Source organism: Pseudovibrio sp. FO-BEG1 (genome assembly GCF_000236645.1).
Lineage (GTDB): Bacteria > Pseudomonadota > Alphaproteobacteria > Rhizobiales > Stappiaceae > Pseudovibrio.
This window is the reverse complement of sequence record NC_016642.1, coordinates 2,043,016-2,055,048: the sequence shown is the minus strand read 5'-3', so window position 1 is coordinate 2,055,048 and position 12,033 is coordinate 2,043,016. Positions and strand designations below refer to the sequence as shown.

The 12,033-nt window shown below is 51.9% G+C and carries 11 protein-coding genes; 7 read left to right on the top strand and 4 right to left on the bottom strand.

Annotation, left to right across the window (positions count from 1 at the left end; genetic code table 11):
• Positions 1-89: 89 nt before the first annotated feature.
• On the bottom strand, positions 90-875 hold the full coding sequence (locus PSE_RS09365; RefSeq protein WP_008549269.1) for a FadR/GntR family transcriptional regulator: 786 nt from the start codon (positions 873-875) through the stop codon (positions 90-92).
• 339 nt (positions 876-1,214) lie between these two features.
• Here PSE_RS09365 and PSE_RS09360 point away from each other — a divergent pair, with 339 nt between their 5' ends.
• The 3 genes from PSE_RS09360 to dld all read left to right on the top strand — a co-directional run bounded on the left by PSE_RS09360 (position 1,215) and on the right by dld (position 6,145).
• Positions 1,215-2,279, top strand: coding sequence for a TRAP transporter substrate-binding protein (locus PSE_RS09360; RefSeq protein WP_041768219.1), 1,065 nt, complete (start codon positions 1,215-1,217; stop codon positions 2,277-2,279).
• Between the two features lie 104 nt (positions 2,280-2,383).
• On the top strand, positions 2,384-4,450 hold the full coding sequence (locus tag PSE_RS09355; RefSeq protein WP_014284612.1) for a TRAP transporter large permease subunit: 2,067 nt from the start codon (positions 2,384-2,386) through the stop codon (positions 4,448-4,450).
• A 9-nt stretch (positions 4,451-4,459) separates the two neighbouring features.
• Positions 4,460-6,145: a D-lactate dehydrogenase gene (gene dld / locus PSE_RS09350; protein ID WP_041768218.1), complete on the top strand. Its 1,686-nt coding sequence runs from the start codon at positions 4,460-4,462 to the stop codon at positions 6,143-6,145.
• A gap of 27 nt (positions 6,146-6,172) precedes the next feature.
• On the opposite strand, the gene PSE_RS09345 is transcribed toward dld, so the two are convergent.
• The gene (locus PSE_RS09345) at positions 6,173-7,171 is read right to left on the bottom strand and encodes a LacI family DNA-binding transcriptional regulator (protein ID WP_014284610.1); all 999 of its coding nucleotides are present in this window, start codon (positions 7,169-7,171) and stop codon (positions 6,173-6,175) included.
• A 110-nt stretch (positions 7,172-7,281) separates the two neighbouring features.
• Between PSE_RS09345 and PSE_RS09340 the strand changes: the two genes are divergently transcribed.
• From PSE_RS09340 to PSE_RS09325, 4 genes are all read left to right on the top strand, one after another.
• A complete protein-coding gene (locus PSE_RS09340) occupies positions 7,282-7,812 on the top strand; it encodes a gluconokinase (RefSeq protein WP_008549178.1) in 531 nt (176 codons plus the stop codon).
• Between the two features lie 43 nt (positions 7,813-7,855).
• Complete coding sequence (locus PSE_RS09335) at positions 7,856-8,875, top strand: TRAP transporter substrate-binding protein (RefSeq protein ID WP_008549437.1); 1,020 nt, start codon at positions 7,856-7,858, stop codon at positions 8,873-8,875.
• A 78-nt stretch (positions 8,876-8,953) separates the two neighbouring features.
• Positions 8,954-9,493: a TRAP transporter small permease subunit gene (locus PSE_RS09330; protein WP_014284609.1), complete on the top strand. Its 540-nt coding sequence runs from the start codon at positions 8,954-8,956 to the stop codon at positions 9,491-9,493.
• The gene (locus PSE_RS09325; protein WP_014284608.1) at positions 9,490-10,818 is read left to right on the top strand and encodes a TRAP transporter large permease subunit; all 1,329 of its coding nucleotides are present in this window, start codon (positions 9,490-9,492) and stop codon (positions 10,816-10,818) included. Before PSE_RS09330 ends, PSE_RS09325 begins: the two co-directional genes overlap by 4 nt.
• Before the next feature lie 139 nt (positions 10,819-10,957).
• Here PSE_RS09325 and PSE_RS09320 read toward each other — a convergent pair whose 3' ends face one another.
• Together PSE_RS09320 and cueR are read right to left on the bottom strand one after the other, a co-directional pair.
• A complete protein-coding gene (locus tag PSE_RS09320; protein ID WP_014284607.1) occupies positions 10,958-11,506 on the bottom strand; it encodes a thioredoxin family protein in 549 nt (182 codons plus the stop codon).
• A gap of 114 nt (positions 11,507-11,620) precedes the next feature.
• A complete protein-coding gene (gene cueR, locus PSE_RS09315) occupies positions 11,621-12,016 on the bottom strand; it encodes a Cu(I)-responsive transcriptional regulator (protein WP_008552458.1) in 396 nt (131 codons plus the stop codon).
• Positions 12,017-12,033 lie beyond the last annotated feature (17 nt).

Genomic DNA, 12,033 nt, shown 5'->3' with positions numbered 1-12,033 from the left:
TATCCTCAAGATCATTCGTGAGGCACACTTGCGAATGATCCTTCACTGAGCGGGAAGCCGCAGAGCTTCCCAATACGTAACAGTGGTAATTATTCTTCACCTCTTTGCAGAGCGTAGAGCTTTGAAGAAATGAGTTCGCGGCGTTGCTGATCCTGCCCCAGACGGAAAGACGTCTCAACGAAGTCGATATGGCGATGCGCAGCTTCTTCTGCCTTAGCGCCATTACGACTAAAGATCGCGCGGCCAATTTCTTCGTGCTGTTCTAGTAATTGCTCACCCGTTCCATCAATCGAACGCAGAAACTCGCGGTTATAGAAGACACCTTTTTGAGTCAGCTCATAGATAGATGACATCATATGAATGAGCATAGCGTTGTGGCTGGCATCAACGATTGCAAGGTGGAAGGCGATGTCGTTCTTTTTTGAGGCGATATCATCCGCCCGAGCCTGCGCGTCCCGCAGGTTTTCGAGGATCGCCTCTAACCGCTCAAGGTCCAACTTCGTTGCACGCTCCGCAGCCAAACGAGCTGCAAAACCCTCCTGAACTCGGCGATATTCAAGGTAATCGTAAAAAGCCGTCTGATTTCGGCTGATCAGGTTGATCAGGGCAGGGCTCATTGCCGCGCTGATCAAAGGCGCGATGAACGATCCTTCCCCATGACGAATGGTAATGAGATTGGAATCTTCCAGTCGCTTTAAAGCTTCACGAACCTTGGGACGAGACACACCCATACGCTCTGAAATATCCCTTTCAGAAGGCAGCTTCGTGCCTTCTTTCAGTACACCGGCCAGAATGAGACCCTCGATCTGTTCAGTTACAGAATCCACCACCGTATCGTGATCGATCGGCTCAAAAAGATTATCTACAGACACCATTTTACACTTCCTGCCGGACACAAATCCAATATTGGTCGATTTTATTTTCCAATTCAAGAGGAAGAGGCCAGAGAGCCACAATATTGATATATCAAAGCATGTATTACGCACTAATACGTTGTTTTACCGCTTAATTTCCATTCCTTAAGCACAAAGATCCAAAAATTATACGCAACCACACCATTAGTATTTACACGCGTGTCAAGCCCGAAAAACGGCTAAAACCGCAAAATATATTTCTTGATTTATTTTAGAGGTCAATATTATTTACCAGCAATCAGCTGCTTGGGAGGACAGCGCAAAAGCACGTTTAGCAGCTGAATGCCATTTGGAGGAAACATGAAAAAATCTGTCTTAAGCCTTGCTCTCGCCGCCTCTGTCGCTGCATCTGTGCTCGCAGCTCCAATTGCGAATGCAGCCGACAAGCTGCTGCTCAAGACGCCAATCGCTTTCTCAACCTCTCTGCCAGGTCTGGGTAGCCCAATTCCTCGTGTCGCTGACCAGCTGAAGCTGATGTCCGGCGGCTCTATCAAAATGAAGGTGTATGAGCCGGGCAAGCTGGTTCCACCATTCGAAATTCTCGATGCCGTTTCTTCTGGTAAGATCAACTCCGGTTACACCACAGCAGGTTACTGGGCAGGTAAAATCCCAGCTGCTCCGCTGTTTTCTGCCGTTCCTTTCGGACCGGAAGCTGGCGAATACGCTGCATGGCTCTACTACGGTAACGGCCTGTCCCTTTACCAGGAAATGTACGATCAGGCTGGCTACAACGTAAAAGTTCTGCCATGTGCGATCATCGCTCCTGAGACATCCGGCTGGTTCTCCAAAGAGATCAACTCCCCAGAAGACCTCAAAGGCCTGAAGATGCGCTTCTTCGGTCTTGGCGGTAAAGTGATGCAGAAACTCGGCGTTGCGACTTCCCTGCTGCCAGGTGGCGAAATCTTTCCGGCGCTTGAAAAAGGCGCGATCGACGCGACCGAGTTCTCCATGCCAGCGATCGATGCACGCCTCGGCTTCCACAAACTGGTAAAGTATAATTACTTCCCGGGCTGGCATCAGCAAGCGACTGTCTTTGAACTACTGATCAACAAAGACGTCTGGAACAAAACCAGCGACACCAACAGAGCAATCATCGAGAACGCCTGTAAAGCATCTGTGACTGACAGCTTTGCAGAAGGTGAAGCAATCCAGCACGAAGCTCTGCTCGACAACGTCAACAACAATGGCGTTCAGATCAAGCAGTGGTCTCCTGAAATGCTCGACGTATTCCGCTCAACCTGGGACGAAGTTGCTCAGGAAGAAGCTGCGAACGATGAGTTCTTCGCGAAGGTTCTGGCTGACCTGAACCAGTTCCGCGACAACTACAAAATCTGGAAAGAAAACGCGTTCCTGCCGCGTAAATAATAAAAACTTGGGAGCGGCTCCCCCTTTTGCCGCTCCCTTTTTTGCTATTGGCCTCAGCCTTCCAGCCCAGATAGTTGCGGCGTTGACCTGCAAGAGTGAATGCTATGATAAAAAATCCTCAGGATACTTCAGATCCAATTGAGCTCTTTGAAGAAATTCTCGAGCACGAAGACACTGACAAACAACCCATAGCCGTTGCACTGGATCACTTTGTAAAGGGCGTTGGCCACGTGGTTATGTGGGCCAACCTGTTCCTGATCCTCGCAATCGTCACTCAGGTAACAATGCGCTACCTGTTTAACTACAACTTCCCTAAGCTCGATGAACTGCAATGGCACCTCTACGGTCTGGTGACCATGGTGGGCATTTCCTATGCATTGGTGACAGACAGTCACGTGCGCGTTGACCTGCTGCACATGCAGCTGAGCCCACGCACTCAGCGCTTCATCGAGATTGTTGGTATTCTGGCGCTGCTGGTTCCGTTCATCTATTTGATGGTGGATCAGGGCTACGACTATTTCTACGACAGTTTCCGCGTTGGCGAACGCTCCTCCAGCCCAACAGGCTTGCCTGCACGTTGGGCGTTCAAAGCAATCATCCCCTTAAGCTTTGTCCTCCTTGGAGTTGCAGCGCTCGCCCGCCTCATTCACGACGTGCACGCAATCTGGGTCAACAGTGAGAGCGAGCGAAAAGGGAAGGGCATCCGTCTCATCCTCCTCGCATTCCTTGGCTTTGCTGTGGTTGCCTACGGCCTGTCTTTCCTCGTAGAGACAACCGAAGAAAAGCTCGTCATCGCAATGTTCCTCACCTTCATTGCACTGCTCTTCTCCGGCTATCCGGTTGCCTGGGTGCTTGCCGGTGTCGGTATCGCTTATTGCGGTCTGGCTTACCTGTTTGATAACGACCACATGGCATGGACTGGCCTTGAGAGCACGTTCACTGGCCTCGACTACCTGACATTGGGCGCAACCGTAAACCGCGTTTATGCGACCATGTCCAATGCCGTGCTCGTCGCATTGCCAATGTTCATCTTCATGGGCCTGATGCTGGACGAGAGTGGTGTGGCTGAGCGCCTGATGACTTCCATGCAGAAGCTGTTTGGTACAGTACGCGGTGGTCTTGCGATTACGGTTACGCTGATCGGCATCATCCTTGCAGCCTCCACTGGCATCATCGGTGCGTCTGTTGTGCTGCTCGGCGTGCTGTCCCTGCCATCCATGATGCAGCAGAAGTATTCCAAGTCGCTCGCAGCAGGTGTTGTATCAGCATCTGGTACGCTTGGCATTCTCATTCCGCCATCCATCATGCTGGTGATCATGGCAGACCAGATGGCTCTGTCCGTGGGTGACCTGTTCATGGCAGCTGTGTTCCCGGGCATCATCATCGGCATGCTGTACCTGCTGTATATCTTCGTGATTGCCTTAGTGAAGCGCGATGCTGCTCCTGTGCCAGAAGGTGCAAAGGCTCCGGATTGGCACGCGATCAAGGATGTTCTGATCGCAGCGCTGCCAACCCTGCTGCTGATCCTCGCTGTGCTTGGTTCCATCTTCGCTGGCCTGACCACTCCGACTGAAGCTTCCGGCATCGGTGCACTGGGCGCGACACTGCTAGCTCTTGGCTACCGCAAGCTCACATTCCGCAAGCTGGTCAACGTGCTGAAGTCCACCTTCAACACCACCGCTTACATCTTCGCGATTTTCCTGGGCGCAACCATCTTCTCTTACGTCTTGCGTGAGATGGGCGGTGACGCGCTAATCGAAGAGATGGTGGCCTCCACTGGCTTCGGTGCGAACGGAACTGTTCTGTTTATCCTGTTCATCGTCTTCCTGCTCGGCTTCGTGCTGGACTGGATCGAGATCACCCTGATCGTGCTGCCTCTGATGCGTCCAATCATCAACGGCCTTGGCCTCGACATTGGCGGCTATGGTGTGATTGATGAGCCTGCTCTGATCTGGTTCGTGATCCTTGTGGCGGTGACCTTGCAGACCTCATTCCTGACACCGCCCGTTGGTTTTGCCTTGTTCTACCTGAAGGGCGTGTGCCCGCCAGAGATCAAGCTGACTGACATCTACCGCGGTATCATTCCATTCGTACTGCTGCAGCTGCTGGGTCTGATGCTGGTGTACTACATGCCGCCGCTCGCCACATGGCTGCCATCCGTCGCCTACTAGGATGCCGTGATGAGCAACGCAGAACTGATCAAGCAGTTTGAGAGCATCGTTGGCAATCGCCATGTTCTCAGCGACCCGAAGAAAACAGAGCGGTTCCGTAAAGGCTTCCGCTCTGGAGAAGGGGAGGCCATCGCAGTTGTCCGCCCCGGCACATTGCTGGAGCAATGGAAAGTTTTGGAAGCCTGTGTTGCAGCTGACAAGATCGTCATCATGCAGGCGGCCAACACAGGTCTTACAGAAGGCTCAACACCGAAGGGTGTGTATGAGCGCGATGTGGTGCTCATCAACACCAACCGTATGACCCAGATCCAACCACTGGACGGTGGCAAGCAGATCATCAGTTTTCCTGGCTCAACCTTGTTCGAACTGGAGAAACTGCTGGAACCGCTCGGTCGTCAGGCTCATTCGGTCATTGGATCATCCTGTATCGGTGCGTCTATCATAGGTGGTGTTTGCAACAACTCCGGTGGATCACTGGTCAATCGTGGCCCATCTTACACCGAGCTTTCCCTTTTTGCGCAGCTCAACGCAAATGGTGAGCTGGTGCTGGTCAATCACCTCGGCATAGAGCTTGGTAACTCCGCTGAAGAGATCCTGACCAATCTGGAAAACGGGAGTTACACATCCGCAGATGTGAAGGACACCAACCAGAAAGCTTCCGACAGTGAGTATCACAGCCGCGTTCGCGAAGTGGATGCCTCAACCCCAGCCCGCTTCAACGCTGACAAGCGTCGCCTTTATGAGGCCAGCGGCTGTGCAGGTAAGCTGGGTGTGTTTGCTGTTCGTCTGGATACGTTCCCCAAAGCTGGCGCAGAAAAGACTTTCTACATCGGCACCAATGATCCAGCTGAACTAACGGAACTGCGCCGCCATATCCTCACACATTTCGAGAACTTGCCGGTTTCTGCGGAATACATGCACCGTGAAGCCTACGACATTTCAGAGAAATACGGCAAAGACACCGTGGTGATGATCAATCATCTTGGTACGGATCGCTTGCCCATGTTCTTTGCGCTGAAAGGCGCGATGGATGCTTATCTGAACAAGATCAGCTTCCTGCCAAAGAACCTGACAGATCGCTTCATGCAGGTGCTGGCGAAAATCTGGCCGAGTGTGCTGCCAGAGCGCATGAGCCAGTATCGTCAAGACTACGAGCATCATCTCATCCTGAAGATGAGCGATGAAGGGATTGATGAGGCAGGGGCCTTCCTGAAAGACTTCTTTGCATCTCGCTCAGGAGACTATTTTGAGTGTGACGCCACCGAAGGCAAGATGGCAGCGCTTCACCGCTTTGCCGCTGCTGGTGCTGCCGTGCGCTACAAAGCCGTTCATGGTGATGCTGCTGAAGATATTCTCGCACTGGATATTGCACTGCGCCGCGATGATCGCACCTGGTTTGAGCAACTGCCTGAACACATCGAAGAAAAGCTGATCCACCGTCTCTATTACGGCCACTTCATGTGCCATGTGCTTCATCAGGATTATATCGTGAAGAAGGGCGTTGATGTGGCTGCACTCAAGCAGGAAATGCTTGAGATTCTGGACACTCGCGGCGCGGAGTATCCGGCAGAACATAATGTTGGGCACATCTACAAAGCCAAACCGGATCTGGTCGAGTTTTACAAGTCAATCGACCCGACAAACAGCTTCAATCCGGGACTGGGCAAAACATCCCGCTGCAAACACTACCACTGATCAAAGGGCCAGAGTGGCTTCTCTGGCCTAAGGTCTTTTGGTGCTTTCGCGCACACAGATATGATAGCTCAGGTCAACGATCGGATCAGTCGGCGCATCTTCTTTGCCAATCACCATCGCGCCGGCCAGTCGGCCGATTTCGCGCAGGTTTGTAGAGACCGAGGTAACACTTGGAACGGTTTCCGATGAGACGCCCAGATCGTTAAAACCGCAGATGCCGAACTCTTCCGGCACCTTGATTCCACGACGCTGACACTCAAACAAAACACCAATCGCCAAGTCATCGTTGTTGCACAAAACCGCGTCACACTCAGGAAATTGTGCTGTCAGCTTGCCAAACAATGTACCCCCAAGTTGTACATTGGAGGGCTTGTTGGTTACCGCGATGCTCTTTTCCTGCAGCTCACCATTGGCTTTAATCGCCTTCTTGAAACCTGCCAGACGCTTTTGAGCACGAGGATCCATCTGTGCGCCCATAAAGCCGATGTTTTTGTAGCCTGAATCGATGAGGTGCTGCGTTGCTGTTTCAGCTGCCTTGTCGTGAGAGAACCCAACGATCTTGTCGATTGGGTCTTCGCTGATGTCCATAATCTGAACAACAGGAACACCCGCATTTTCAAGCATCTGCTTGGTTTCAGGGGTTTGCTCAATACCGGAAATAATCACACCTGAGGGAGTAGGGTTCAGAAACGAACGCAGGATACGCTCTTCTTCCAGCGAGTCGTAGTTGGTGTAACCGATCTGCATGTTGAAGCGCGATCCATACAGTGAGTCGCTGATTCCCCCGAGCACATCTGTGAACACGTTGTTCGAGATGGAAGGGACCATGACCACGATGGAACTGGACTTATTTGACGCTAGAGTAGAAGCGGACTGGTTCGGCACATAACCAAGTTTTTTCACAGCAATTTCAACTTTTGCGCGCAAAGCCTCCGACACCTTTTCCGGTGAGCGAAGAGCGCGGGAAACTGTGATTGCGCTAACTCCAGCTTCTCGTCCAACATCTACAAGCGTCGGTTTTGGCATCAAAAAATACTCCCTATTCCTGAGCGCCTTTTTAGATATTTCAGATACCCCTTGCAAAATGATTGCGCAATCATTTATGATCAAATTCTCTTAGGAGGAAAACTAGGGCCGTGGAAGACTATAAAAAATCAGTATTTGTCGTCATGGGTGTTTGTGGCGTCGGAAAAACTTCAGTGGCACGCGCTTTGGCTACGTGTTTACCGGCGACCTATGTCGAGGCCGATGATTTTCATCCTGAAGACAATATTGAAGCAATGGGCCGGGGGCATCCGTTAACGGATGAAATGCGCCGGCCTTGGCTGAACGATCTTTCACAAGCGATTGTTGACCTGTCCAAGCAAGAGGCAACACCTGCTGTTGTTGTAGCATGCTCCGCTCTCAAGCGGTCGTATCGCGATATCATCCGCAGCTACGTGCCTCATGCCTGTTTTATCTTCCTTTCAGGATCAAAAGATCTCATTCGCGAAAGAATGGTGAATCGGCAGGATCATTTCATGCCGCTTGAGCTGCTCGACAGCCAACTGGAAATCCTGCAGCCCCCGTCATCTGACGAGCTGCACATAAACATCGACGTGAGTGGCGCTAAAACTGAAATCATCAATCAAATTTTGCGCCAAATCATGCCGGAAACTGTGGCCTGAGGTCACCAATATACTGAATACTCTTCAGGGAGGTACTGTGAGTATGAAACTTTTGAAATTTGCAGCTGCAGCAGTGATTGCAGCATCCACCGCAACCACGGCACTTGCAGCAGATTTTTCGCTGCGTTTCCAGTCTTCTGACCCAGCTGGTAACCCAAACTTTGAACTGCAGCAGGCTTGGGCGAAGCGCGTTGGCGTTCTCACCAACGACCGTGTGAACATCGAAATGCTGCCAGTAGGCACCATCGTTCAGCACACTGAAACCCAGGACGCTGTTGCTGCAGGCATCATCGACGGTCACATCACCGACACCTCTTACTTCACCGGTAAAGACGCTGCTTTCGGTCTGATCGCTAACCCAGTTGGTGCTTACGGCTCTCCTTCCGAAATGCTGAACTTCATGGAGTACGGTGGCGGTAAGCAGCTGATGAACGAACTGCTGAACCCATATGGTCTTCAGTTCATCGGTGCAACAACCCCAGGTCTTGAAGCTTTCATTTCCAAAGTTCCACTGAACGGCGTTGAAGACCTGAAAGGTCTGAAAATGCGCGCACCTGAAGGTCTGGTTCAGAACGTATTTGCAGCAGCTGGCGCAGCACCTGTGAACCTGCCAGGTTCTGAAGTATTCACCGCTCTTGATAAAGGCGTGATCGACGCAGCTGACTACACTGTGTTCTCCACCAACCACCAGCAGGGCATGCACGGCGTAGCTGGCCACCCAGTGTACCCAGGCTTCCACTCCATGCCACTGGTTGAAGTTTCCATGAACAAAGCAACATGGGACACAATGCCAGCTGACATTCAGGCAATCCTGGAAATGTCCGTTCGTGACTACGCACGTGACATCACCGCTCAGCTTTCCATGCGTGACGCTGTTGCAGTAGCAGAAGCTATTGCAGATCCAAACATCACCGTTCACAACTGGTCTGCAGAAGAACGTGCTAAGTTCCGTACAATCGCACGCTCTCAGTGGGAAAAAGTTGCTGAAAAATCTGAGAACGCAAAACGCGTTTACGCGGTACTGTCTGCTTACCTGAAAGAGCAAGGTCTGCTTGCTGAGTAAGCCGATTTTAATCGCGTGAAACATACCGGACCGTCAAATTCCCCGACGGTTCGGTACCTAGCGGGGGAGGCAAGGTGAATGTCAGATCAAGAAGACAAGGACAAAGGCCAAAAGGCCATACCTGAAGCAGGTCTGTTCGGGAGCATAATAGCAAAATTCGGCACGCTGTTTTCACTCACAATCGTATTGTCTGCTGCAATTCTGATTGTGGAAGTCGCAATGCGATATCTGTTTAACTCACCTACCACCTGGGCCCATGAAACCGTTATCTTTTTGACGGCGACAACATTCCTGTTTGGTGGTCTTTACTGCGCATCCACGAACAAGCACATCCGTGTGGTTCTCATCTACGATGCACTTTCTCCCAAAATGCGGCGCGTTTTCAACGTTGCCATTTCCGTTGCCTGTGCGCTCGCCAGTGCCTTGTTCTCCTGGGCAGGCTGGCTTGTTGTGAAGCGCGCAATCTGGACACCTTCCGGCGCCTTTCGTCTGGAGACATCCGGCTCGGCATGGAACCCGCCAACGCCAGGGCTTCTGAAACTGTTCCTGCTTGGCATCCTCATTCTTATGTGCCTGCAATTTGCAATTCTGGCCGTCAACTACGCTAAGAAAAAATGACCGATTTACTCTTCCTGATCCCGGATTTCAAAGCTCTGGGCATCGAGGTGGCTACGCTTCTGATGTTCGGCTCATTGCTTCTCCTGCTGCTGACGGGCATGCCTCTTGCGTTCGTCACACTGCTGGTTGCTCTCATCTTCGCATTGGGCTGGTTTGGCCCAGGCGCGGTGCCGCTCATCGTCAGCCGCATCTTCAGCTTTGTGAACTCCTTTGTTTTCGTCTCAGTTCCCATGTTCGTGCTCATGGCCGCGATCCTTGATCGCTCGGGCATCGCCAGGGATCTGTTCGACGCCATGCGCCTTGTCGGAGGGCGCCTGCGCGGTGGCATCGCCATCCAGACACTTCTCGTAGCCGTTGTTCTGGCTGCCATGTCCGGCATCATCGGCGGTGAGGTGGTTCTCCTCGGCGTGATCGCCCTGCCACAAATGCTGCGCCTCGGTTATGATCGCAAACTCGCCATCGGTGTGTGCTGTGCAGGTGGTGCACTGGGAACCATGATCCCACCATCCATCGTGCTGATCATCTATGGCCTGACGGCCAGCGTTTCCATTGGCGATCTGTTCACCGCAGCGTTCTTCCCGGGTCTGATGCTCGCCGCCATGTATGCCGCTTATATTCTGATCCGCGCTTACTCCAACCCTGAAGTCGCACCAATTCCAGAAGCAGGAGAGATCCCACTTTCCGAGAAAATCCGTCTTCTGAAGGGCTTGTTCCTGCCAATCCTCGTTGTGGTCTTCGTGCTAGGCTCCATCTATGGCGGTATTGCCAGTGTGACGGAAGCCTCTGCGATTGGCGTGCTCGGCGTTACAATCTCCACCATCATCCGCCGCGAGTTCACCCTGAAACTCATCATGGGTGCAGCAAAGCAGACGCTGTCTACCGTCGGTATGATCGTATGGATTGGTGTGGGCGCATCTGCATTGGTCGGCGTGTTCAACCTGATGGGCGGCATTCGCTTTGTTCAGGCACTGATCACCGGTATCTCTGATGATCCAACCATCGTGATCCTGTTCATGATGCTGATCCTGTTCGTGCTCGGTATGTTCCTGGATTGGGTTGGCATCGCACTGCTCACCATGCCGATCTTCGTGCCAATCGTCTCTCAGCTTGGCTATGATCCGATCTGGTTTGGTGTTGTGTTCGCCATGAACATGCAGGTGAGCTTCCTGTCACCACCATTCGGACCGGCAGCATTCTACTTAAAGAGCGTGGCACCACCCGACATAAGCCTCGGCGAGATCTTCAAGGCCCTGCTGCCTTTCATCATGATCCAGATCGTCGCCGTAGCCCTGCTGATCATCTTCCCAGGTATCGCAGTCAGCTAACAACAATAATAACACCGCTGAACAAGAAGCCTGCGCCCCGCGCAGGCTTCTTTTGTTTTTGGAGAAGGGAAAGAGTTAAGCAAGCTGTGTAGCTGAAAGCACTTTCCCAGTCACAAAACGCAAAATCAACATTATGGAACTAGTCCGTCCACTTTATTGAACAGCCCATGCTCGGCACTTGGTTCTTAGGTCCGGCGCCAGTGTCAGCAATCAAACGCATTGCGTTGAGCAGTTCGGGTGTTCGTCCTGTTGGGTCATTAAACCCTGCGTCATCCAGACGACCGCGATACTGGAGTTCGCCTTTGTTGTTCAAGCCAAAGAAATCTGGAGTACATACGGCACCATACGTCTTGCCGACAGATTGGTCTTCATCGATCAGGTATGGAAACTCAAATCCATAAAGCTTCGCGAACTCTTTCATTTTTGCAGGAGAATCTGCCGGAACAGATTTGTAGTCATTGGACATGACCGCCAGTACACCAAAACCTTCTGACATCAGAAGCTTGGTATCTGCTGCCAAACGGTCACCTATTGCCTGAACATACGGACAATGATTACAGATAAATGCGATCAACAGACCATTCTCACCAATGTGCTCCGACATCGTGAAACTCTGCCCATCAGCATCTTTAAGCGTGAAATCCGGAGCCTTCCACCCAAAATCACAAATCGGCGTATTCAGCAGCACGGTATGGTCCTCACATGCAGTTTGTTAAGGACACGTTCACACAGTAAAGTTTACCTTGTCTATGGTGCTGACGCAGTTAGTCATCTTTTTGCAGTAACGAAATCATGAACCACCCTACTCCCCCTTCCCATCACTCAGGTTATCCAGAATTGGACAATCAGGGCGGTGGTCGCCGGCGCAGGCGTTGATGAGGTGGGTTAGGGTGTCGCGCATGGCGATGAGGTCGGCGATTTTGTCTTCGATTTCCTGCACGTGTTGTTGCGCGATTTTCTTCACATCTGCACTGCCGCGGTCTTTGTCTTCATAGAGTGCCAGTAAGGCCCGGCACTCTTCGATGTTGAAGCCCAGGGAGCGGGCACGGCCAATGAATGTCAGCTTGTGAAGCTCGGTGTCTTCAAAGATGCGGTACCCGTTTTCATTCCGTTTGGGATGAAGGAAACCAATGTCTTCGTAGTAACGAATTGTCTTGGTTGGGATGCCGGAGCGTTCTGCTACTTCGCCAATATTCATGCTAGTATCATCCCTTG

Excerpts from the sequence above, each read along its gene's own strand:
- PSE_RS09355 (WP_014284612.1), top strand. The coding sequence starts at position 2,384 with ATGATAAAAAATCCTCAGGATACTTCAGATCCAATTGAGCTCTTTGAA.
- PSE_RS09345 (WP_014284610.1), bottom strand. The coding sequence starts at position 7,171 with ATGCCAAAACCGACGCTTGTAGATGTTGGACGAGAAGCTGGAGTTAGC.
- cueR (WP_008552458.1), bottom strand. The coding sequence starts at position 12,016 with ATGAATATTGGCGAAGTAGCAGAACGCTCCGGCATCCCAACCAAGACA.
- PSE_RS09335 (WP_008549437.1), top strand. The coding sequence starts at position 7,856 with ATGAAACTTTTGAAATTTGCAGCTGCAGCAGTGATTGCAGCATCCACC.
- PSE_RS09360 (WP_041768219.1), top strand. The coding sequence starts at position 1,215 with ATGAAAAAATCTGTCTTAAGCCTTGCTCTCGCCGCCTCTGTCGCTGCA.
- dld (WP_041768218.1), top strand. The coding sequence starts at position 4,460 with ATGAGCAACGCAGAACTGATCAAGCAGTTTGAGAGCATCGTTGGCAAT.
- PSE_RS09365 (WP_008549269.1), bottom strand. The coding sequence starts at position 875 with ATGGTGTCTGTAGATAATCTTTTTGAGCCGATCGATCACGATACGGTG.
- PSE_RS09325 (WP_014284608.1), top strand. The coding sequence starts at position 9,490 with ATGACCGATTTACTCTTCCTGATCCCGGATTTCAAAGCTCTGGGCATC.
- PSE_RS09330 (WP_014284609.1), top strand. The coding sequence starts at position 8,954 with ATGTCAGATCAAGAAGACAAGGACAAAGGCCAAAAGGCCATACCTGAA.